The sequence below is a fragment of the Kibdelosporangium banguiense genome (assembly GCF_017876405.1).
GTDB classification, from domain to species: Bacteria; Actinomycetota; Actinomycetes; order Mycobacteriales; family Pseudonocardiaceae; genus Kibdelosporangium; species Kibdelosporangium banguiense.
This window is the reverse complement of the sequence record NZ_JAGINW010000001.1, coordinates 5,176,031-5,198,122: the sequence shown is the minus strand read 5'-3', so window position 1 is coordinate 5,198,122 and position 22,092 is coordinate 5,176,031. Positions and strand designations below refer to the sequence as shown.

The window sequence follows — 22,092 nt, the reverse complement described above, 5'->3', positions numbered from 1 at the left end:
GTGCTCGCCGGCTCTGTGCGCCGGCCTGTGACGGTGTGTGGTCCTCGTCGAGCTCCTGCAACGTCGCACCGGCCGAAGTCGCCATGGTCGAGGAAGGCCGGTCTGTGCCCCGCGGACCCAGGGGCGGTCATCGTTCGCGAACACGAGCGTCCCAGCCGAGCGGGGTACGGTCGGTTCCCACAAAGAAACGCGGTCGAAACTCGCGGACAGAACCATACGCCGAAACGACGAGCAAGATGCCTATGACGAGCACGTAGAACGCGCCCGCCGGCTCGACGTAATGCAGCGCGCCGAAAACGAGTTCGATCCAGTCCCCTTCGACGCCGAAGCAGCCAGAATCTACGGACGAGTATCCGCAGCGGTGATCACCAGCGGACGCAAACCACGACGCAGGATGATCGCCCTCATGATCGCCGCCACCGCGATCGCCGAAGACCTCCCGCTGTTCACCACCAACCCAGGGATTTCAAGGGCCTTCACGACCTGCTGACGGTCGTGCCGGTCACCCGCCCGCAAGTGCCTCACGAGTCGCCATGACTCGTATCGAGCCATCTGTTCACCGCTGATGCGATATTCTGTTTCCGGGAGGCGTAGGAAAAACGGGCTCTCCGGAAAACTTCACGTCGTTGATCAACGACGTTTCCTCGCGCCTGTCCGACGTCTTGCCCGACGACACGTGGTTCTACCCAGGCCACAGAGATGACTCGACGTTGGGCGAGCAGAAGCCGCGCATCGACGAATGGCGCGAACGCGGCTGGTGAATTGAGACGTTCCTGAACGAGGTCGTCTGACAACCAGGCGGCCGTCTGTCGCCAGTGGCCACTCGAAGGTCTGCCGCGACCGGGAGTCGAGAAACGTCCGGAACGTGTCACAGAGTCCACACCCGCATCCGGTCCATTCGATCGACCAGTTGTCTTTGTCGCGCGGTGGCCGGGCGACGATCGCGCTGAGCCGCTGCGCGCAGTCCCGTGCGATCGTGGCGGGGCCCGCCGTCCGCAGTGTGTCCGCCAGACGCAGCGCCGGCATCAAGCACTCCAGTACGTTGTCCCTGTACTCCCGCAGCGTGCGCGTGATCCCTTCGCACAGTGTGTCGTCGGTTGCTTCCATATCCGCACCAGGGGCGAGCTGAGCATCTCCAACTGCGGCTGCCGGACCTCGCTTCGTGAAACCCCACTCGCAGGTCGCGGCGGACGAGATCGGACCCGACTACCTCGCTCGTGTCACCGAATAGAGCTTTCGTGACCTGGCGTTACGTAGAAGTCTCGGATGCAGGGGGTCGGACGGTACAGTCGACACCGTCCGGCCGGTGCGTCACGCGAGAGGAGCGCTGCTCATGAGTGTCGCAGCAGTGGCGCATTTCACGCTGCCAGATTCGCCTTACGCCATGTGGGTGCGTGACGAGTTGGCTGGTTACTTGCACCTGCCGAAGGACGGCACGCGTGTCGAGGTCGTCGGAGGAGAGATCGTCGTGTCGCCTGGCCCTTCCGTCGATCACAACGGCATGGTCAGGGATATCGAGCGTGGACTGTTCGCTGCGGAGTTGACCGATCCCGACTTCGTTTGGCGTTCGGTACAGACGACCGATCTCAACATGTTCGAGATAGGTGACGGCTACATCCCGGACTTGATCGTCATGGATGCTGAGGTCTTGGCGGAGGCGCGCGAGACAAAAGCCAAGCATTTGCTGCCATATCAAGTCGAACTCGTCGTCGAAGTCACTTCGCGGTCGAACGCTGCCAGTGACCGGCAACCGGACCGAAAGCGCAAGGTCGGAACCAAATGGAGCGGATACGCGCACGCGGGTATTCCTTACTACCTGCTTGTCGACCGTGATCCGAAGGCGTGCGTCACCGCGTTGTATGGGAATCCGGACACGCGAGCCGGGACTTACGTCGAGCTTCGGACCTGGGACTTTGGTGAGTCGATCAGCCTGCCGCAACCGTTCGGCTTCGAGATTTCAACCGAACACTGGGACCATTGGGACGACTAAGTCAATGACCGCTGTGGTGAGCACGACGCCGTGAGGACGCCGCCACATACATACCCATATCGACTCGGCAGGGCTACTGGTTCACCAATGTTCGGTCATGCGTGGCCCAACGCGATTGGGAACGACTCCGCCGAATGGTCACCCGCCGGGCGGGACATACATGCGAGATATGTGGACGGACAGAAGATCGTGACGAGCGGCGATGGATCGAGGTCCACGAACGCTGGGCCTACGACCCTGCCCGGCGCGTACAGACTCTTCGCCGACTGATCTGCCTGTGCACTGACTGCCATCGCGTCACGCATTTCGGTCTCGCGAACATCAAAGGGCTCGCCGAAGTCGCATTCGCCCACCTAAAGGCAGTGACAGGGTGGTCCACTCAGCAAGCGCGCGAGCACGTGGACGCCGCATTCGCAGAATGGCAACAAAGATCACGAACGATGTGGGCACTGAACCTCGACATCCTCACCGGCGTCGGTATAACGGTCACACGACCACCAGACGCTCACGCTCGACGCCAAGTGGCCGAAGACGAACTTCGAGGTCGATAGCGACAGTGAGGTCGAGCAACGGGAGGGTCAATCTACACCCGGGTGTAGCACTCTATAGCACAGCGTGCCACACTGGGCTAGAATCGTTGCCATGACGGCACAGCCGGAGATCACACAGCGAGACCTTCGAAACAGATCCAAGGAGATCATGGACGCTGTCGAGAGTGGACGGTCGTTCACTGTTACCCGCGACGGCCACGAGATCGGCGAACTGATCCCACTGCGGCGACGCCGACGCTTCGTCTCACGAGCCGAGTTCGCTGCGATGTCCCGCAATGCCGCACACGTCGACATCGACGCCTTCCGTGCCGACCAGGAAGCCGCACTGGACCAGGAGCCCCGAGACCCCTATGAGCGGTAGCTCGCACGAGCAGGGCCTGCTCGACACCAACATCTTGATCCTGCGCCGCTGGATCGACCCCGCAGAACTTCCGGACGAGATGGCCATCAGCGCGATCACGCTTGCCGAACTCTCGGCAGGACCACACGAAGTACGCCGGAACGACGAGCAAGACACCTACGGCGAGCACGTAGAACGCGCCCGCCGGCTCGACGTACTACAGCGCGCCGAAAGCGAGTTCGACCCGGTCCCCTTCGACGCTGAAGCGGCCAGGATCTACGGACGAGTGTCCGCAGCAGTGATCGCCAGTGGACGCAAACCGCGACGCAGGATGGTCGACCTCATGATCGCCGCGACCGCGATCGCTGAAGATCTCCCGCTGTTCACCACCAATCCAGAAGACTTCAAGGGACTTCACGACCTGCTGACAGTCGTGCCGGTCAGCCGCCCACGAGTGCCTCGCGAATCGTCATGACCCACACCGTCTTCATCGCTGAGGAGATACTCTCCTCCCCGGCGGCGTCGGCTGCACGACCTCGCCTTCGGATTTCGAGTCGTTGATCAACGACGTGTCTTCGCGGATCTTCGACTGCCTGCCCGACGACACCTGGTTCCATCCAGGCCACGCGAAGGCGCGCTCTCGGCAGGCTTCATCCCGTGTTCCTGATCCGGTGGCATCACGGCGGCGGGAATTCGGCTGCGACTTCGACCAATCCATCGAGGAACTCCGGCTGAGGATTTCCGCGAAGTGGCTCGGTTTCGGCGATCACCGCCGGATCGTCGTGAGTGCCGACGGACCTCAACTGAGTTCGCGCGCCTGGTGAGCTGCCCAATCGACGCTCCACGCCTTGACCGCGTCCAGCACCGGCCCCAGTCGCGTACCGATGCCGGTGAGTGTGTAACGAACCTCGACAGGCCGGGCTACCGTCACCACCCGCTCCACGACTCCGGCCTGCTCAAGCTCCTTGAGCCGCTGGGAAAGCATCGCGTCGGTGATGCGAGGGATGCGTTCACGCAACTCGTTGAACCGCAACGCGCCTGAGAACAGCTGCTCCAGATCACGCCGGTCCACCGTCGGCCGATCAGCTCGATGGCCGTGTGGTGAAGGCCAGGGCGGGCAGCCTGGTCAGCGCCTGGGTGGTCGTGCTGCCGGACACAGCCAGGTTGGTCAGGCGGACTTCCTTGTGGCGCAAGGACAACGCGTGTCGCAGGATCTCGAACCAGGACAGGCGGTCGGCTGTCGTGCTCTCCCCGACGACGGCCACGTGCGGGCCCAGGTCGAACTTCACGTCGGCGAATGGCGTTCCTGCCGCTGGTAGAACCCGCGATTGCCTGCCGAGGTCGTAGCTACCGCAGGCCTAGTGCGTTGCGCAGACGATCTGGGTTCATGACGCCTGGGTTGCCGGGGTCGGCGGGGAATGAGTTGAGGAGGCGGATCAGATCGCCGCGGCGGGTCGGATCTGCGGCAGCTTGACGAGGGGTGTGGCCTGCCAGGGCTGGGATCGGCTCGTCGAGCCATTTTTGTTCGTAGGCGCGGATGTACTGGTTGAGCGTGGCCGCGACCTCAGGAGTGACAGGAGCAGGTACGGACCGCTCCCGAGCGGCGAATTCCAGAGCGGATTGGCGGGTCTCGTTCACGACGGTGAGTGTTGGGTCGAGTGCGCGGACAGTGTCCAGCACGCGGTCGGCACGGGCCTCGCTGTTGGTTTGAACAGTCAGTTCGTGCTCGTCCAGACGGAGCGTGGCCCGGATGGGTTCGAGGTCGTCGGCGCCGGTGACCTCAAGCCACTCTGGGTTGTCGCCGTCGCGTTTGTAGGTTCTGTCGAGTTCGGCTGTCAGCGCGGCTGGGTCGTCGGTTCGGAGGATGATCTCGCACAGCATCAGTGGCTCGCCCTCGGTGTTGTGCAGGGCGGGTGGGGCGAAGCGCCGGCTGAGGAAGGAGACCAGGTCGACCGGGTCGGGTTTGGCGTCCAGCAACGCCATGAGCTCGTCACGCTCCTGCAACTCGACGGGTTCGATGCCACCGAAGATCTGCATTGTCGTGCCGGCTGGCACCACGCGGGCGCAGATCAATGCTCCCGCCTTCAGCTGTCGGCTGCCTGACCGTTCCTGCACTACGTGGACGTCGCCGGTGCGCAAGTCACGGACCGTGCAGCCCTCACCGCTACGGACCTGCTCAACCTCGTACACGGACCGTTCGATCAGCTGCCACTGACCTGCAAGGAGCCGCTCGTCATCGGGTAGCAACGCGCCTCGTGTCTGCACGAACTCGGCGAACACTCCGCCTTCGAACAGGATTGCGTCGGTGACCAACGGGTCGCGTTCCATCGCGTTGATCAGGGCGAGCCGGTCGTCGGAGTGCTGTGACCGCACGCTTGCCACGGTGAACACCTCGGTACCGAACGGTCCCTGGGCCATGAATATGGCTGCCTTCTGGTACAGCCAGGCCGCGCGTTCTTCCAGCGGGAGTTCTTCGCGGTGCAGGTGGCACTTCTTGTACTTACGGCCGGATCCGCACCAGCATGGATCGTTACGACCGATGTCGTGCCTGGGCTCGACCTGGAACCGCTCGAGCAGACCAGCCAGGAAGTCGTCCAGCGGGACGTCAGCGCGACGCAGCAGCGCGAGCCCACGCGCCGCGTCACCGCGATCGCTGGCGTAGCGGGCAAGATCGACCAACGCCAATGGCCAGTCCGGGTCGAGCGATTCCGCTGCCTGGTAGTCGGCCTCGGCCTGCGTCACGTCAGCCAGCCGCTCATGTGCCTTGCCACGCAACCACTTCAGCGCCGGCTGGGCACCGCGCGGGGCGAACGACTCCAGCGACTCGGCGAACAACCCCAGTGCCGCAGCGCCGTCGCTGCCGGCAGCGATTGTCTCGGCAAGGACAGCTTCGGCGATGACAGGCTCGGCCAGCGCCGGGAGGGCAGCTTCGACCGCGGTCCTGCTGTCGGGGGCAGTGATGAACTCGGCCAGCGCCGCGGCCCCCTGCAGTTCGGCGACCTTTTCATACAGCATGACGACCGCCAGGACAGCGAAAGCTTCGTCGTCATCGAGGTCGTTGCGTCGGGCGATCTCCGCGCGCCGTCCGTTCGTACGCCAGCGCTGGAGGTCGAATCCACGGGGAATCAGCAACTCGTCTTCGTACGCCAGCCCTGAGGTGTCCAGTACCTCGCCCAGCGGCGGCAGTGGCTCGGCGAACAGCTCGGGATCGTCCGCGCACGCGGTCCAGACCACCGTGTCCAGCGAAACAGGTTCGCCGTCTCCGAAGTCCAGCGCCGTGCTCAGCTGGTCTCCCACAGTGTTCGCCCGCTGCAGCATCGCCGCCTCGTCCGCGACGGCCTCCAGCACCAACCCGTCGTCCGCGATTCGCAGCGCGATGACATCGCCCTCGGCCAATCCCTTTGCACCGAGGTAGCCGGGCGCAAGGAGCAAGGCTCCGTTGTCACCGACCACATCGAGCGGGATACCGCGCTCGGCCAGCAGACCTGAATCGAAGGGAAGAAGCACCTCGACCACGGGCGAACCTTCGGGCACCAGTCGCTGATACCTCTCATGCCCGATCAGCGCGTTGAGCGCGTCCAGATCGGGCCCGGCGTCGAGGAAGTCGTGCTCGACCTCCGGACCTGTCAATCGATGCGTGAACATCCGGCCGGTCAGCATAGCCGGCAACGACGCCCAGCGTTCGTCGGCGAGCACGGTCACCAGGTCGTCCTCGTCGTCCAGTACCTCGGTCAGCAAGTCCTCGACGTCATCATCCCCAAGAACCACACCACGCTCCGCCAGCACGGAAACGAGCTTCTCCTCCGTCATCGGGCCCAGTTCAGCCAGCACACCGGCGACCACATCGACGAGATCAGAAGTCACAGCGAGGGTGGAGTCAGTCACGGCCGAGCACGGTACCGCCTCTGTTGCGGCCGCGCATCGCGGCCATCGCAGCCAAACCTCCGACAGCAGCCACGACACCGATGCCGAACGCCACCCACAGCAGGGTTGTGAGGTTGCTGGTGAATGCGTCGTAGAACGCGCCTGCCAGCTCAGGTGACTGGCTGCGAGCAGTGAGCTGACCGCGGCTGATTGACTGGTACAGCACGACAAGCAGCATCGAAACGACCAGCCCGAGGCCTGTGACGATCAAGGTCTGGCGACGTCGGGCGGAGATGGCCAGGCTGAGGACAAGCAATGCCACGACGATGATCGGCAGGATGACACTCAGGTCTTGTAAGAGGGCGAACGCCGGGATCGCCTGACGGATCGCCGGCCGCGAGAAGAGGCGGACTGACGCGTCGACATCGGGAAGTTGCCGTGCGAACGGCACGTCTTCGTCGATTAGCCGGGATTTGATCCGGTCGGCGACCACGCCCAGGTCGAGCAGTACGGTGTCGTCGACGATGCGCAGACTGCTCGGTTCGTCTCGCAGCATCTTGATGACTTCAGGCTGCGCGGTCCTGTTCGCCGCCGCCCAGCCGGTACGGAAACTGTCGCTTTCCACGAACTTTGTCACCGCTGAGTGCAGCAGGCGCCGGGCGCTCTCGGGCAGCTGCAGGTCGCCTGGTGTCAGCTTCGCCGCGGCTGTCTCGCTGATCCGATCGGCCAGTTCCTGACGGACCGCTGGATTGCCTGCTATCGGCGTGACCGCCTGTACGTACCTGTCCTGGTCGGCCAACTGGTGGTCCAGCGAGTAGGCCGCGATCGCGGGCCCTGCAAGCAGACATCCCAGCAGCGCGAGAACTGTGGCGGCCCCCGTGCGTGACACATCGTCAAGCCTAAACGACAGTGCCGAGGTCGCGAACCACTTTGGCGAGTGCCCGGATGGGATCGGTTTCGGCCTCGCTGCGCCAGACCAGGCCCCACCGCAGGCCCGGCCAGTCGCGAATCGGCAGATAGACGATGTCGGGCCGGGCGTGGTAGCGGGTGACGTGCAGGCCCAGGGCATGCAGGCCCTCACCGGACGCCACATGGGTGAAGATGTCGTCCAGGCTCGCGATGTGCGGGGCGTGGCGCTCGATCGGGCGGCCGCTGGGCGTATGGAAGGGCATGAACGCGTCTGCCCAGTAGTCAGGCCCGGCCGGGCCCTGCAGGATGCCGGCGTCGCCGAGGATCTCCAGGGAGACCTCTTTGTCCCTGGCCAGTTTGTGGTCGGCATCCAGCAGGACCACCGAGGGTTCCTGGTACACGACCGGGCCGACGGTCAAGTCGGGTTCCTCGACGGGCAACCAGGCGACCAAGACGTCGATGTCCCCGTTACGCAGCAGGCCGAAAGCGTCGACGAAGGGATTGTGCCGAATCCGCAAACCCCATTGCGGATGGCGGGCGCGGAAGGTCTCCCAATAAGGGCGCAGATCGTGGGCGTTGCTGGGCAACATGCCCACACGCAACACGTGAGTCTTGCCCTGGGCAGCCATTCTGGCCCGCTCCAGGCTGTCCTTCAGCCCGCGGTAGACCGGCACCAGCTCCGCGCGTAACTGCTCACCGACCAGGGTCAGGCGTACGTTGCGGCTGTTGCGTTCGAACAACTCCCCACCGACGCCGCGTTCCTGTTTCTTGATGGCCTGGCTCACTCGCGCCTGGGACACGTGCAGCCGTTCGGCGGTCCTGCCGAAGTGGAGTTCTTCCGCCAGCGTCAGGAAGATCTCGATGTCCCTCAGCTCCACCGCGCTCCCCCAGCCATAACCGCGCTGTTATCGGACCCTTGCGGGATCTGCCGTTGTTCCTGCCCTGGCCAGGCGAAAAGCTTGATCATGTCGCTGGCGACAGCTAATCACAGCCATGGGCCGGCTCAACGGATGAGCCACGCCCGCCTGCTGGTGACACATACCTGATCAGGCGAAGGAGAGAGACCATGTCACAGGCCGTGAGCTGGGATGACAAGGGCAACTGGACGATGACCGACCCCGCGGGCCGGGGCCTGTCGGCAAAAGGGCTGCGCCGGATGCATGACGTCCTGGCCAGACACGTGGAGTCGGGTATCGCACCCGGACTGGTGGCCTTGGTCAGCCGAGGTGATGAGACGCATGTCGAAGCGATGGGGACGCTGCACGCCGGCGGCAGTACGCCGATGCGCCGGGACACGATCTTCCGGATGGCGTCGCTGACCAAGCCGGTCACGGCCGCGGCGGCGATGATCCTGGTCGAGGAATGCCGGCTGCGGCTGGACGACCCCGTCGAGACATGGCTGCCGGAGCTCGCCGACCGCCAGGTGCTGACCCGGATCGACGCCTCCTTACAGGACACGGTGCCGGCTCGGCGGTCGATCACCGTGCGGGACCTGCTCACCCTGACCTTCGGGTTCGGACTGGTCCTGGCGCCGCCGGACACCTATCCGATCCAGGTGGCCATCCGCGAACTGGGGATCGTCGGCGACGGCACCTCGGGGTGGCCGACGACCGGGCCCGACGAGTGGATCAAGCAGTTGGGCACACTTCCGCTGATGTACCAGCCAGGCGAGCGGTGGCAGTACCACGTCGGCTCCGACGTGCTCGGTGTCCTGGTCGCGAGGGTGGCGGAGCAGTCGTTCGGCTCGTTTCTGGCCGAGCGCTTGTTCGGCCCGCTGGGGATGGCCGACACCGGCTTCCACGTCCCCGCCGACAAGATCCACCGGCTGCCCACCAGCTACGCCCACGACCCGATGACCGGCGAACTGTCGGTATGGGACTCCGCCGACGGCGGGAAATACAGCCGGCCGCCGGTGTTCGAGGCCGGCGGCGACGGACTGGTGTCCACTGTCGACGATTACCACGCGTTCTATCGGATGCTGCTGAACAACGGGACTCACGGCGGCGAGCGCGTGCTGTCCCGGGCCTCGGTCGAGCTGATGACGATGGACCACCTGACGGCCGGCCAGAAGGTCGAGAAGGACCAGTTCGGCGACCACTTCGGGCGGCACGGCGGCTTCGGTTTCGGGATGGCGGTACGTACTCACCGTCGTGATCTCGCGTCGGTCGGACAGTTCGGCTGGGACGGTGGCCTGGGCACGACGGCGTATGCCGACCCGGCCAGGCAGTTCGCCGGGATCCTGCTGACCCAGACGGCCATGGACTCAATGGACACACCCCGCCTGCACCGGGATTTCTGGACCACCGCCTACCAGACGATCGGCTGACCTGGACATCCACGGTGGACGCTGCCGTGATAGACTGGCCGTGGTCGTAGGTTTTGTGTGTTCGTTTTGGTACGCGCTCGCGAAACGTTGTTGCGGGTATGCGTATTTCCTCCTGGCAGAGCCGGAGGATCTCCCGTCACTGACAGGCCCGGTCCGCCGCACCTGCGGCGTGCCGAATCCGCCAACCTGTCGAGGAGACAAACATGGCACAGGGCACCGTGAAGTGGTTCAACGCCGAGAAGGGCTTCGGCTTCATCGCCCCCGAGGACGGTAGCGCCGACGTTTTCGTGCACTACTCGGAGATCCAGGGCGGCGGCTTCAAGTCGCTCGAGGAGAACCAGCGGGTGCAGTTCGAGGTCGGCCAGGGCCAGAAGGGCCCGCAGGCCACCGGCGTCACCGTGATCTGACTCTCAGTCAGGCAAAGGGGCCCCCTTCCGCGGAAGGGGGCCCCTTTGCCTATGGCCTTACGGCTTCTCGAAGTGCTGGTAGTCGATCGGGGTCTCCCAGTATCCGCCCCACTGCCAGCCGCGGCTCTCGAAGGCGCGCACCGTCGAGTCGTCGGCGTGGATCAGGCCCTGGTCGGTCCTGGTCCGGTCGACGTACGGCGCTCCGTTGGGCGGGTACACCGCGCCGCTACGCGAGATGTACGGGTTCTGCACCGGGTTGATGTCGATCGCCCGGCCGTACGAGTGGTTCGACCAGGCCGTGCCGCCGGTGATCGGGCGGCAGTTGAAGGCCGAGGTGTTGTTGGCCTCCATGGATTTGTCGTCGTCGGCGTCGTACTTCTCGACTGTCTCCATTCGCTCGATCGGGTAGCGGTTGAAGTACAGATCACCGAACGTGCGGGCGACCTCGGTGGCGACCGCCTTGTCCACAACGAGTTCGCCGCGGTACACCTTGCCGTCGAAACCGAGCACGCTGAGGTTGATCAGCCGCAGCTGGTCGGGCCCGAGCGGGCAGCCCTCGCGCCAGCTCTTGCCCAGGCGCTCGGTCGTGACCGGCGTGATGACCGCGACGTACGGCGGCAAACCGCTCGCCGCCGGCCCGGTCACGCGAATTTCCTGTTCAGCCGCACCGGCCGTGAACCCAGACCCCAGCCCCACAGCCGCTGTGATGATCACTGTCGATGTCAGTCTTGTGATGATCCCCATGCCTCCCAGACTCCCACAACACCCCGGAGGTTGATCAAGTTCTACATTTTGCTGCAAACTTCCAGAAAAAATCGGCACGCAGCGCGACAAGGTGGTCACGTTCGGTATAGTGACGGAGTGGACTTCGACGACCAAGTCGTGGAGATCTACACAGATGGAGCGTGCTCAGGCAATCCTGGGCCAGGTGGTTGGGGCGTGCTGCTGCGGTACGGGCGGCGCGAGATAGAGCTCTTCGGGGGCGAAAAAGGGATTACGACCAACAACCGGATGGAACTGACGGCGCCTATCCGGGCGCTGGAAAGCCTGCCACGACCATCGGTTGTACGAATCTTCACAGACAGCACCTACGTGCAGACGGGCATCACCGCCTGGCTGCCCAGATGGAAGAGGAACGGCTGGTTGACCGCTGCCAAGCAGCCGGTCAAGAACACCGACTTGTGGCTCCGGCTCGAACAGGCCGCGGCCCGGCACAAAGTGCAGTGGCTCTGGATCAAGGGCCATGCCGGACATCCAGGAAACGAGCGGGCGGACCGGCTCGCGACCAGAGGCTTGGCAGAAGTCGCTGGCGTGCAACCGATCCGGCTACCAAGACCGCGTGCCGCGCCCGAGCGGCGGCGCGGCGTCAATCACCTTGCCGATCACCGCGGCAGGCAGAACGCACATCCGAGACTGTTCTGAACTCGTTGGGGGAAAACATGTTTTCGAGGCGACCTACGATCAATGCCGTCGGCACCGCCAGGATTGCCGTGAACGCAAGGGCTCCGCAGGCGCAACGCAGCAATATTCTTGCGGTAGCAGGGAAAGGTAACCGGCTCGTCTATGGACAGGTCACGCGTTCGTTCCCCACGTTACGGCCGCCGGACGCGTCGGTGCTGGTGCCCAGGTCGTAGCGAACGCCGACCAGATGACCGGCGAGTACTCGGGATCGCCGGTCTCCTCCCATCGGGTCGCCTGGAGGCGTTGCCATTCGGCCAAAGCGGCGATCGGGTCCGGCGCCGCCTGGGCCGCGTCGACGGCGAGTACGGCATGGCTGAGAACCGAAGTGTCAGCGGGGAACCCGGGAACGAGGTGAGTGAGGCCGGCATCGGTCGGCAGGGTCCACCTGGTTGACACGACGTGTTCGGCTCCGCCGTGGATCATGGCGGCCACCAGGCCGGACGGCTCTGCGAAGCGAGTGTCGCCGCCGCTTTCGCAGGCGACAAGGGCAACGCGATTGGGGATGCGCCAGGGCTGGGGTGCGTCAGGGCGATGGCCGAGTGCGATGTCGGCGGCGGTGAGCGGCCGGTGAGCGCCCAGCAGGGCAGCGCGGCCGGTTGTGGAGGCATTGCAGGACAGGTGCATTCGGGCGTCGAGAGCGTGACCGCCGGTGGTGACGTGCCCGACGTACAGAAACCGGGAGGCTTCCGACAGGGCGCCTTCCAGAAAGTCACGGTCCACGTCGGCGCGGCCGATGCCGTGGGCTTCGGCGAGCCTGGCCAGTTCCGGCCCAGGCGAGCCGAGAACTGCGCCAAGCGCGGGCACAAGCGAGTCCAGCACACCGACCACAGGACCATCGGGATCGAAGGGAGAAACCTTACGTTCCAACGAATTCCGCACGGTAGCGGGCGGGAGAACCGAGACATCCGCGTTGTGGATAGTTCGTTCGCCCTCGTCGACACGCAGTGATTCCCACGGCACCAACGCGGTCGACGGTGACGGCTGGATTCGCAGATGCGGGCGGATTCCCTGTGTTATCAACGAGTTGAGCTCAACGGCGAGCTGATAGGGCAGCAATGCCCGGGAAAGCTCCCCTGCCAGGGCGATCTCGCGGGACCGATCCACCAGCGGCCCGTGGGTGAGCGACCGGACCAAGGCAGCATGGGCGCTTTCGCCAGGCAGTGGTGACGGCACGGCCTGCGCGAGAGCGTCGAGAGCGCCCTGAACGAGGGTGCGTGGCAGTACCAGGACCCGGGCCTGGTCTGGCGCGTGCTCCCATCGCCAGGACACATAAAGCTGGCCGGCGTCAACGAACTTCACCTGCACAGCTACCACGACGCCACCGCCTGCGCGGACCGGACCGGGAATCCGTAGCGCTGCTCCGCGACATCGATCCAGCGGTCCAGGGCGGAAACAACAGCCGGATCAACTCTGACTCGAGGAGGAAGCGAGAAGCCACACGACGGGAACGCGGGATCCATGCCTGTGGTGACGCAGAACGAAGCCGCATAGGGCAGTTCCGTCCGCATGTCAGGTAGCGGCGGCGTGGGGAACGACAGCAGTTCGTCACGAACGAGAGGAGGTCCGGCTTGCAGAGACACTGTCCCGGAGACGTGGTCGATGTATTCGGCAGCCAGCTGAACGTCTTCAACGGCGGCTATCGCCTCGAACGCGGAGCGAGTCGCGGGCGCGGTTGCGAGAGCGACCCAGCGCTCTCGCAATGGGCCGTGCGCAAAGCGTTGCCGCACAGCCTCTGCGGCCAGCGCTGCGGGCAATGCCAGATCCAGGGCACGACGGCTTAGCTCCTGGCGTTGCTCACCGGACACAGTGGATGCCCAGCGCACGAGGGCGTCCGCGCGCCACCAGGCGATGCCAATGGCCACATGCCACAGGCCGGCCTGTTCGCTGGCGGCCATGGCCGCCTCGTAACGCTCGTCTGCTTGGGCGTACTCCCCCAGGCTTTCCAGGGCTCCGCCTTGTACCTGGAAGACCGCAACGCGTTCGGTCGGAGTCTTGTCCAGCACACCGACGACTTGATCGAGCAGGTCCAGTGCCACGCGCGGCTGGCCTCGGCTGATCTTGACGGCGGCGTGGCCATGCGCGCAAACGGCAAGCCCACGGTCGTTCCCGGTCGCCCGGAACAATTGCTCGGCTTCGTCGTAGAGCGTGTCGGCGCGGTCGTTGTCCGAGGCGAGGTAGGCCAGGCGTGCCAGGCTCAGCACTGCTGCGGCCTCGTTGGCCTCGTCACCGGTTGCGGCGCACAGCTCGCGGGCCAACGAGTGATGTTCGGCGCTGCCGGCGAGGTCCCCGGTCGAGCCAGCGATCTCCGCAAGGAGCATGTGGACGGACGCAGCCAGGTACGGCGCGTCCTGGTACGCGAGGTCGAGAGCGGTCCGCGCCGCAACGGCGGCCTCGCCGAACTGCCCGGTCGACACCAGCACGGAGGCCCATGAAGCATGCATACCGGCGTTCACAGAGCGCAGGAACTCCTCCTCGTGCGCAGCCGCGCACGCGAGGCCGTCCTCGACGTCCTGCCAGGCCTCGTCCCAACGTCCAAGCCGCATAAGAATATCGGCCCGGGTCCCGAGCACGATGCCACGAACCGACTCGGTCAGGCCCAACGCCTCGGTGAGCAAATCGATCGCGCGTTCGTGGTCCCCGCCGATGTCGACTGCAGCAGAAAGGTTGACCAACGTAGATGCCCGGTCATCGTCCGTGGGCGCTTCCAGGCAGGCTGCTTCGAAAGCAGCCTGGGCGCCCGCGATATCCCCGCCCTGGAGCAGCTCCGCTCCCCCGTTGTGCAACTCCTGCCACCGGGTCACTGGCCCGCCAGCCGTTCAGTCAACGTCGCAGTCGGCATGGCGGAGCGAGACCGCGCGTAGGCGATGATCGCTTGCCGGCGCGCGGAATTCCCCTCCTCAGCGGGACCAGGTTGCGCGAAATCCGGCGCGTAGACCGTGAGCACCCGTTGAGCCGGTGGCAGCAGAAGCACAGTCGGGGGCACAGAAGCCCGGCCGGTCAGCCGGCCGAAGCCGTCGGCCTGGTCAAGCTGCACGTCGAACTGTCCAAAACGCGCGGCCAGGGTGGGGCGCGCACGGGCGACCAGCGATACAGCAACCTCCAAATAGGTCGCGCCCTGGTTGCGGACAACGGCCCACTCCGCGTCAGCCGCCGCGTCGACCACACCAGACGGTACCAACGCCCAATCGACGGGGTCAGTTCCACTCAGGACAGTCACACCCTCTGCGCGTTCGCCGCCGGCGGCCAGGGCGTAGTCAACCTGGCTCGGGGCAACGACTTCACGCAGGACAACGCCGTAGTCGTCGGCCAGCGCAGCAAGCCTCGTCGCGAAAGCGTCGACCATCGGGGCGACGGACAGCGCACGCGCGGTGGCGTCCTCGTCGTCGAGCAGGTGCTCGACTTCGCTGGTGGTGACTGCGCGTTCGGCTCGCAACAGGTCCAGGCTGATCGTCGGGACGCCTGCGGTATCCGACGCGGGCCACCAGGCCTCGACCCAGGCCAACTGGGCGAGAACCCGGCATGTGCCCCGGACCCGCCAGTCACCGTCGGCCGGTACAGTCACGTCGTCCGCGCCGCCCAAGATCTCGGCAGCCGCAGTTCCGTAGATCTCCCAAAGCCACTCAGCTGCTTGTGCCTCGTCGTGCACGCGGGCTGCGGGCACGGCGCCCTCAGCCAAGACATCCCATGCCAACAAGGCACCCCGGGCCTCCAGCAGCGCCGTCTGCTCCGGGTGCGATGGCCAGTCACCGACGAGGATCTCGGTGCCATTCCGTTCGATTCTCATCGCGACTGCCGCTCCAGGACCGACCGCAGCCGATCACGCTGGTCCAGGATCACCGAACGGAGCACGCCGTCCAGCATGTCCCACAACTCGTCCGCGACGATCTCGTCGCGCCGCAATTCCCTGCCGTGCACACGGACCCAGAGCCGCCGGAGATACGCCTCCCGCACGCCTTGCACGTCCGCCCGAACGCTCTCTGGTACCGCAGAAGGCATTCGCTGCACGCGATGGACGTATGCCTCACGTTCCCAGCGCAATCTGAGACGCGCGGCAGCTCCTTCGGCCGGCCCGCCCATCAATGGCGCGGACGCCTCACGGCCAAGGATCATGACGACCCGGCCCGGTTCCTCCGCCAGCTGCCACGGCATCACTGATCGGGTGATCTCGTTGCTGACCAATGTCGGGATGTCCGCCAGCAACGATCGGGAGGCCGCATTGGTCACCGGGCCGAACAGACGCTCCAAAATGGATCGGTCGAACGGCCTGGGCAGGGCGTTCTTCGACGCCGTCGCCCCGAGCGCCGGCTGAGCCGGCCGGACGCGGACCGTCAGGCCGTATCCGGCGGCGACTCCCGGATGGGACAGTTCCGCGGCACCATGAGTGCCGGTCTGCTCCTTGAGCAGGGCTTTGAACAAGGCGCGATCGGGAGCAGTCGCGCAGGTCGCGAGGAACGCCGTTGTCCGCGCGGACTCGACGGGGCGGGACGTGGTGGGCCTGTCTGCCCACTCCCTGTCGAGCCGCCGAGCCAACATGTCGGCGTTCGCGGCCAGGAAATCGCGCAGCTGCGCCATTGTCGGCCCGTCCTGGCCATGTACCTCCGCCAGGACAGCAGCCACGCGCCGGGCCGCGTCCGGTTGTGGGTGGCCATGTTCGGTCGCCAGTTCGTAGCAGCGCTGGAAATACAGGTCCTGTGGATTTCCGTCGGTAATGCCTGCGCGGCGCCTTTCCTTCTTCATCACCAGAAACCAGGCCGCGGTCGCCGCCAGCACCGGGCCGGCCTGCACGATCCGGTCCCGCAACGCGTCGACATGCTCGATGCCGATCGCACCGGCCGCGAACGCCGGATTGAGCACCGGCCGCAGCACCAGCGGGTCGAGGATGAGTTTGACTGTCCGCGCCAACGGTCGGCCACTCGCGTTGCTCAACGGCGCCACGGCGTCGCCCAGCGTCGACCACGCCTGCGCGATCAGCAGCCCTCTCGGCAGAGCTGCCTGGACGTGGACCGTACTCACCAGCCGAGCCTAACCATTTCTGTGATCGGTAGGGCAGGGCACGGCCGCACTCTGCTCCCATGAACTACACGCTCCCGGTGGCGCCCTACGAGTCGCCACGCCCCCGGCGCCGTCGCTTCCCGGTGCTGTTCTTCGTCCCGTTCCTGATTGTCGGCTTCATGCTGTTCGGGGTCTCCTACTTGGCCTTCCCCGAGCCGGATGTCGAGGTCCAGCCCGGTGTCGGGGTGACCAAGGCCGGTGGACGCGAGATCGTCCTGGTGCCGTACGCGCGACACGGTGTCCGCGGCATGTTCCAGTTGATCTTCCGTGACATGTTCCAGGTGCGCCTGGCCGCTGCCGACGCCGGTACCGGCGAGGTTCTCTGGGACACACAACTGTCGGACGAACTGATCTGGGAAGCGTCCGTGCTGGCCGCGGGCGAACGGTACGTCTACCTCGCCACCGACTCCGGCCTGACCGTGCTCGACGTGCGTGACGGGTCGCTTGTCGACGGATTGCCCAGCCCACTGGTCGCGGCGCGGTCGGCGTACGGATATGACGCCCAGAACCGTCAGATCATGGCGCTGAACACCCAGGGCGCCGTCCTCGCCATCCGTCTGGATGCCCTGAGCGCGGCACCCGCAGAGCCCCAGGCCGCCGCAGCGTGGGCGCAGACCCTCTCAGCCGAGCGTCACATCGCCAGCCCACCAAGCGCGATAGCAGCCGAGGCCACCCTCGCCGCAGGAGAACGACTCAAGCTGCACCAACTCGCTCTGGGCAGCGTGCTCGTCCGCGTCGCGGCCGACGGCAAGGAGACGCCGGTCAACGGCACCGTCTTCCACCGTGCGGCCATCGTCGTCGACGGCCCCGCAGCGGCCGGCGGCCAGTACGCCCTGATCAAGCACAGCGCCAGCGTGAACGACACAAGCACCGTGCTCACCGCCGTATCACTCGAAACCGGCACCGTCACCGGCTCGCTGACCATCGGTGCCCCAGAACGCGCCGTCGCTCTCCCCAACGGCATGACGGCCGTCGTCACCGACAGCGGCTTCGCCACGGTCGGCACAGACGGCCGCGTCACCGCCCTGCCCATCGGGGCCACCGACTTCTTCGGCAACTAGACAGCAACTAGGCAAAGGAAACATCGCCATGAAGGCACTCGCGTGGATCGCCCTGGCCGTCAGCCTCGTCTGCACCGGCCTGTACGTCACTGACAGCACCTGGGAGAACGGCTGGATGTTCGGCCCAATCCTGCTCGTGTCGGTCGTCCCAATCCTGTTCTCCATCGCCAACAAGCTCGACGGTGGACTCGCCGCCCTACGCGGCACCGTGCCCCGCGCCTTCCGCGACGCACCGATCGGCATCGGCACCGTCGTCTCCGTGTCCCGCACCGGGCTTACCGTCAACGACCAGCCCCAACTCGAGATCGAACTGAACGTCGACACCCCCAACGGCCTCACGTTCCGCGCCACCACCAGGCAGATCGTCGATCTCATGGAGCTCGGCGCGGTACACCCCGGCGCCGTCCTGCCCGTCCGCTACCTGCCCGACGGCCAGGTCACCCTCGCCATCGACGCCTCCCGCGACGAACTCCAAACCGCCTTCGACCGCGTCCAACTATCCAAGGGCCTCATCACCCCCAAGCAGCTGCACATCACCGAACACGGCGTCGACGCCCAGGCCGTCATCCTCGCCATGGCCCCCACCGGCGAAATCCGCGGCGACCGCGCCGTGGTCAACCTGACGCTCCGCATCACCCGCCCCAACCACACCATGTTCGACCTGATCCAGCAAAAGGCCCTACCACCCAGCGCCATCGCCCAGACCCAGCCCGGCTCTGCCGTCCGCGTGCGCTACCTCCCCCAGGACGAATCCGAGGTCACCATCCTCACCGCGCTCACGCCGAGCTGACTCGCAAGCCGTCCAGGACCATTACAGCAATGCCAATGCCGCAACTGAGTTCTGGTCTGAATAGGACAGCTGTTGGTTACCGCCCATTCCATGGAGAACACACCGGCGATGATCGGCTCAAGTCCACTCTCATAACTCGATAGGGTGCTGTGTGACCGGCGTGACTATTGCGATTTGCGGGAGCCAATAGATCTTCCGGCCGGTCACATTGTCCGGTATCGGTCTGTCCGGGTATTCGGCCGGTCTGGTGTTTTTCTGGCTGGACCAGGGCGGGTTCGTCTCGTGGCCGGCGACCGGACGGCTATTTGGACGACGGGCGGGCGACGATAGCCCGGTGAACCTCCCGCCAAGCGCACCCGTTACTTGTACTGGGTGGTCGCGAACGAGGCCATGAGGGACGTAGGTGCGGAGGGATCGGCATGACAACGGACGGGCGCTTTCTGAGCGACGCCCCCGGTGAGCCGCGAGCGTGGCGACGGGTCGCGGCATCGGTGACGACGGCTCTGGCCGGTCTGCTCCTGCTGTTCGCCTTGGTCGCGCCGAACCAGCTCAATGACCTCTCAGTATGGGCTTTTGTCCGGATTCCGATCGAGGGCCTGCTCGGTGTGGCCATTGTGCTCATGTTGCCGCCGCGGCCCCGGCAGATCGCCGTGATGCTGGCCGGCACTGTTCTGGGTGTGCTGACCGTGTTGAAGATCATCGACATGGGATTCTTCTCCACCCTCAACCGGCCGTTCGACCCGGTGTTCGACTGGAGCTTCTTCGGGCCCGCCATCGACTTCCTGTCCAACTCGATCGGCCGGACCGGTGCGGTCGCGGCCGGGATCGGCGCCGCGATCCTGGCCCTCGGCCTGATCATGCTCGTTCCGCTGTCCGCGATGCGGTTGACCAAACTCGTGGTCGCCCACCGGATGGCAGCGACCCGCACCATCACGGTGCTGACGGTCATCTGGGTCATCTCCGCGGCGTTCAGCCTGCCGATCGCGTCGAAGAGCGCGGCCTCGCTCGCCTACGCGCACGCAGTTCAGGCGAACGCGTCACTGAAGGACAGCGACGCGTTCGCCAAGGAAACGGCCGTTGACCAATTCCGCGACACGCCCCCTGACCAGCTGCTGACCGCGTTGCGCGGCAAGGATGTGGTGATCTCGTTCGTCGAGAGCTACGGCCGGGTCGCAGTCGAGGACCCGGTCATCTCCCCGCCGATCGACGCCCTGCTCGACGCCGGGACAAGCAAACTGCAGGCGGCCGGATTCGGTGCGAAGAGCGCATTCCTGACCTCGTCGACTTCCGGTGGCGGCAGCTGGCTGGCGCACGCCACGCTGCAATCCGGTCTTTACGTCAACAACCAGAAGCGCTACAACACGTTCACCAGCGGCGACCGGCTGACCCTCAGCAGCGCGTTCCGCAGTGCCGGCTGGCGGACCGTCGGCATCGTGCCGCAGAACGACCAGCCCTGGCCAGAAGGCGACATCTACAACTACAGCAAGTACTACGAGAAGCACAACGTCGGCTACAAGGGCAAGAACTTCTTCTACGCCGCCATGCCCGACCAGTACACGCTGTCGGCCTTCCAGCGCAACGAACGCTCGGCACCTGACCGTCAGCCGGTGATGGCCGAGATCGACCTCGTCTCCAGCCACACCCCGTTCGTGCCGCTGCCCCAGCTCATCGACTGGAACGCGGTCGGCGACGGTTCGGTTTTCGGCCCGATGGCCGACAAGGGCCAGAAACCCGAAGAGGTCTGGAACGACGCGGGCAAGACCCGCACCGCCTACGGCGAGTCGATCCAGTACTCGCTCAGCACGCTCATCTCGTACGTGCAGACCTACGGCGACGACAATCTCGTCCTTGTCGTCCTGGGCGACCACCAGCCCGCGCCCGTGGTGACCGGTGATGGCGCCGGCCGCGACGTCCCCATCACCATCATCGCCAAGGACCCCACCGTCCTCGACAAAATCTCCGGCTGGCGCTGGCACGACGGCCTCAACCCCGGCCCGCAGGCCCCGGTCTGGCCGATGAACTCGTTCCGCGACCAGTTCATGACCGCCTTCGGCTCTCAGCCTGCCCACCCGCACCGTTAGGGTGCACGCCGTGGGTGAGCAGGTTGTGGAGATTTACACCGATGGCGCGTGCAGCGGGAACCCTGGGCCAGGCGGCTGGGGCGCTGTGCTGCGGTACGGCAAGCACGAGAAGGAGCTCTACGGCGGCGAATCCACCGCCACGACCAACAACCGGATGGAGCTGATGGCGCCGATCCGGGCGTTGGAGAGCCTGAAGCGACCGTCCGTCGTGCACATGTACACCGACAGCACGTACGTCCGTAACGGCATCACGCAGTGGATGGCCAACTGGAAACGCAACGGCTGGCAGACCACAGCGAAGCAACCCGTGAAGAACGCCGACCTGTGGCGACGCCTTGACGAGGCCACCAAGCCGCACGAAGTCGAATGGCACTGGGTCAAAGGGCACGCGGGCCACCCGGACAACGAGCGAGCCGACCAGCTCGCTGTCCGGGGAGTGCAGGAGTCGAAGGGCTAGTTGTGGTGCACCGGCTCGAGCGGACCGAGCAACAGTCCGCCGTTCACCTCAAGCACTTGCCCCGTGACCCAACGGGCGTCGTCTGAGGCGAAGAACGCGACCGCGTCGCCGATGTCCGTCGGCTCGCCGACGCGACCGAGTGCGGTGATGCCCACGGTTCCGTCCGCTGCACCAGGATTCTCGTCGAGCCACGCGTTCATGTCGGTCCGCGTGATTCCCGGTGAAACGGTGTTCACCGTGATTCCCTTTTCTCCCAGTGTATTCGCCAGCGATCGGCCGAGGACATTCAGCGCACCCTTGGTCATCGCGTAGATGACCTCCGGGACAGCGAACCAGGTCACGCCGGAGGATATGTTGATGATCCGGCCGCCGTCGGGCATCAACGGCAACGCACGCTGGATGATGAAGAGCGGCGCCTTCACGTTGACCGCGAAGGTCCGGTCGAACTCTTCGGGCGTGGCGGTCAGTACCGTGCTGCCCTCGAACATGGCCGCGTTGTTGACCACAATGTCCAGCGGCCGGTCGGCGATGGCGTCGAAGAGCCGATCGACGCCATCCGGTGCTTGCAGGTCGGCCTGCACAGCGAAGGCCTTGCCACCCGCCAGTTCTATCGCCGCGACAGTCTCCTCAGCCTTCGCCGCGTTGCTGCCGTAGTGCACGATCACCTGCGCGCCGTCAGCCGCCAATCGTTCCGCGATCGCTCGGCCAAGCCCTCTTGACGCACCCGTCACAAGTGCTGTCTTCGTCATCTTCTCTCCCCTGACCCCTTGTTAGGGAACGTTCCCTAACAAAGCGGTAAGCTA

22 protein-coding genes and 2 pseudogenes are annotated in these 22,092 nt (G+C 65.5%); 13 read left to right on the top strand and 11 right to left on the bottom strand.

All coding sequences use genetic code 11. The annotated features are described in order from the left end of the window. Nucleotides 1-280: 280 nt before the first annotated feature. The 6 genes and pseudogenes from JOF56_RS24665 to JOF56_RS58205 form a co-directional block, all read left to right on the top strand. Nucleotides 281-490 (top strand): PIN domain-containing protein, encoded by a 210-nt coding sequence (locus JOF56_RS24665; RefSeq protein ID WP_209641902.1) that lies wholly within the window; start codon nt 281-283, stop codon nt 488-490. A gap of 79 nt (nt 491-569) precedes the next feature. Beyond that, nucleotides 570-761, top strand: a pseudogene (locus tag JOF56_RS24660) (MBL fold metallo-hydrolase); the annotation flags it as partial. Between the two features lie 572 nt (nt 762-1,333). Next, complete coding sequence (locus tag JOF56_RS24655; protein ID WP_209641901.1) at nt 1,334-1,990, top strand: Uma2 family endonuclease; 657 nt, start codon at nt 1,334-1,336, stop codon at nt 1,988-1,990. 642 nt (nt 1,991-2,632) lie between these two features. After that, entirely contained in the window at nt 2,633-2,902 is a 270-nt protein-coding gene (locus JOF56_RS24650; RefSeq protein ID WP_209641900.1) for a type II toxin-antitoxin system Phd/YefM family antitoxin, read from the top strand. After that, the gene (locus tag JOF56_RS24645) at nt 2,892-3,356 is read left to right on the top strand and encodes a type II toxin-antitoxin system VapC family toxin (RefSeq protein WP_209641899.1); all 465 of its coding nucleotides are present in this window, start codon (nt 2,892-2,894) and stop codon (nt 3,354-3,356) included. Before JOF56_RS24650 ends, JOF56_RS24645 begins: the two co-directional genes overlap by 11 nt. Before the next feature lie 22 nt (nt 3,357-3,378). Continuing rightward, nucleotides 3,379-3,507: pseudogene (locus tag JOF56_RS58205) on the top strand (MBL fold metallo-hydrolase); the annotation flags it as partial. Nucleotides 3,508-3,680: 173 nt separating this feature from the next. Here JOF56_RS58205 and JOF56_RS24640 read toward each other — a convergent pair. The 5 genes from JOF56_RS24640 to JOF56_RS24620 are packed head-to-tail and all read right to left on the bottom strand — an operon-like array spanning nt 3,681 to nt 8,532. Continuing rightward, nucleotides 3,681-3,953: a winged helix-turn-helix transcriptional regulator gene (locus tag JOF56_RS24640; protein ID WP_307855240.1), complete on the bottom strand. Its 273-nt coding sequence runs from the start codon at nt 3,951-3,953 to the stop codon at nt 3,681-3,683. A 10-nt stretch (nt 3,954-3,963) separates the two neighbouring features. Further along, entirely contained in the window at nt 3,964-4,170 is a 207-nt protein-coding gene (locus JOF56_RS24635; RefSeq protein WP_209641898.1) for an SGNH/GDSL hydrolase family protein, read from the bottom strand. 58 nt (nt 4,171-4,228) lie between these two features. After that, nucleotides 4,229-6,766 carry an SEC-C metal-binding domain-containing protein gene (locus tag JOF56_RS24630; protein ID WP_209641897.1) on the bottom strand — a complete coding sequence of 846 codons (2,538 nt, stop codon included), beginning with the start codon at nt 6,764-6,766 and terminating at the stop codon, nt 4,229-4,231. After that, on the bottom strand, nt 6,759-7,634 hold the full coding sequence (locus JOF56_RS24625) for a hypothetical protein (protein ID WP_209641896.1): 876 nt from the start codon (nt 7,632-7,634) through the stop codon (nt 6,759-6,761). Before JOF56_RS24625 ends, JOF56_RS24630 begins: the two co-directional genes overlap by 8 nt. 10 nt (nt 7,635-7,644) lie before the next feature. Continuing rightward, nucleotides 7,645-8,532: a LysR family transcriptional regulator gene (locus JOF56_RS24620; RefSeq protein ID WP_209641895.1), complete on the bottom strand. Its 888-nt coding sequence runs from the start codon at nt 8,530-8,532 to the stop codon at nt 7,645-7,647. Nucleotides 8,533-8,720: 188 nt separating this feature from the next. Here JOF56_RS24620 and JOF56_RS24615 point away from each other — a divergent pair, with 188 nt between their 5' ends. Together JOF56_RS24615 and JOF56_RS24610 are read left to right on the top strand one after the other, a co-directional pair. After that, the gene (locus JOF56_RS24615; RefSeq protein WP_245378378.1) at nt 8,721-9,980 is read left to right on the top strand and encodes a serine hydrolase domain-containing protein; all 1,260 of its coding nucleotides are present in this window, start codon (nt 8,721-8,723) and stop codon (nt 9,978-9,980) included. Nucleotides 9,981-10,183: 203 nt separating this feature from the next. Further along, entirely contained in the window at nt 10,184-10,387 is a 204-nt protein-coding gene (locus JOF56_RS24610) for a cold-shock protein (RefSeq protein ID WP_209641894.1), read from the top strand. 57 nt (nt 10,388-10,444) lie between these two features. Here JOF56_RS24610 and JOF56_RS24605 read toward each other — a convergent pair whose 3' ends face one another. Beyond that, nucleotides 10,445-11,131 carry a M15 family metallopeptidase gene (locus JOF56_RS24605; RefSeq protein ID WP_209641893.1) on the bottom strand — a complete coding sequence of 229 codons (687 nt, stop codon included), beginning with the start codon at nt 11,129-11,131 and terminating at the stop codon, nt 10,445-10,447. 117 nt (nt 11,132-11,248) lie between these two features. Here JOF56_RS24605 and rnhA (JOF56_RS24600) point away from each other — a divergent pair, with 117 nt between their 5' ends. Further along, the gene (rnhA, locus tag JOF56_RS24600; protein WP_209641892.1) at nt 11,249-11,809 is read left to right on the top strand and encodes a ribonuclease HI; all 561 of its coding nucleotides are present in this window, start codon (nt 11,249-11,251) and stop codon (nt 11,807-11,809) included. A 150-nt stretch (nt 11,810-11,959) separates the two neighbouring features. On the opposite strand, the gene JOF56_RS24595 is transcribed toward rnhA (JOF56_RS24600), so the two are convergent. The 4 genes from JOF56_RS24595 to JOF56_RS24580 are packed head-to-tail and all read right to left on the bottom strand — an operon-like array spanning nt 11,960 to nt 16,861. Continuing rightward, complete coding sequence (locus tag JOF56_RS24595; RefSeq protein WP_209641891.1) at nt 11,960-13,147, bottom strand: CHAT domain-containing protein; 1,188 nt, start codon at nt 13,145-13,147, stop codon at nt 11,960-11,962. Nucleotides 13,148-13,155: 8 nt separating this feature from the next. Next, nucleotides 13,156-14,649 carry a tetratricopeptide repeat protein gene (locus JOF56_RS24590; RefSeq protein WP_209641890.1) on the bottom strand — a complete coding sequence of 498 codons (1,494 nt, stop codon included), beginning with the start codon at nt 14,647-14,649 and terminating at the stop codon, nt 13,156-13,158. Next, nucleotides 14,646-15,632 (bottom strand): hypothetical protein, encoded by a 987-nt coding sequence (locus JOF56_RS24585; protein WP_209641889.1) that lies wholly within the window; start codon nt 15,630-15,632, stop codon nt 14,646-14,648. The genes JOF56_RS24590 and JOF56_RS24585 overlap by 4 nt, the downstream gene beginning before the upstream one ends. Then, on the bottom strand, nt 15,629-16,861 hold the full coding sequence (locus tag JOF56_RS24580) for a hypothetical protein (RefSeq protein ID WP_209641888.1): 1,233 nt from the start codon (nt 16,859-16,861) through the stop codon (nt 15,629-15,631). Before JOF56_RS24580 ends, JOF56_RS24585 begins: the two co-directional genes overlap by 4 nt. Before the next feature lie 59 nt (nt 16,862-16,920). Between JOF56_RS24580 and JOF56_RS24575 the strand changes: the two genes are divergently transcribed. From JOF56_RS24575 to rnhA (JOF56_RS24560), 4 genes are all read left to right on the top strand, one after another. Then, on the top strand, nt 16,921-17,961 hold the full coding sequence (locus JOF56_RS24575; protein ID WP_209641887.1) for a PA2928 family protein: 1,041 nt from the start codon (nt 16,921-16,923) through the stop codon (nt 17,959-17,961). Between the two features lie 28 nt (nt 17,962-17,989). Beyond that, entirely contained in the window at nt 17,990-18,751 is a 762-nt protein-coding gene (locus JOF56_RS24570; protein ID WP_209641886.1) for a hypothetical protein, read from the top strand. Between the two features lie 419 nt (nt 18,752-19,170). Beyond that, nucleotides 19,171-20,832: an alkaline phosphatase family protein gene (locus JOF56_RS24565; protein ID WP_209641885.1), complete on the top strand. Its 1,662-nt coding sequence runs from the start codon at nt 19,171-19,173 to the stop codon at nt 20,830-20,832. Nucleotides 20,833-20,842: 10 nt separating this feature from the next. Beyond that, a complete protein-coding gene (gene rnhA / locus JOF56_RS24560) occupies nt 20,843-21,289 on the top strand; it encodes a ribonuclease HI (protein ID WP_209641884.1) in 447 nt (148 codons plus the stop codon). Here rnhA (JOF56_RS24560) and JOF56_RS24555 read toward each other — a convergent pair. Further along, entirely contained in the window at nt 21,286-22,038 is a 753-nt protein-coding gene (locus JOF56_RS24555; protein ID WP_209641883.1) for an SDR family oxidoreductase, read from the bottom strand. The genes rnhA (JOF56_RS24560) and JOF56_RS24555 overlap by 4 nt on opposite strands. Nucleotides 22,039-22,092 lie beyond the last annotated feature (54 nt).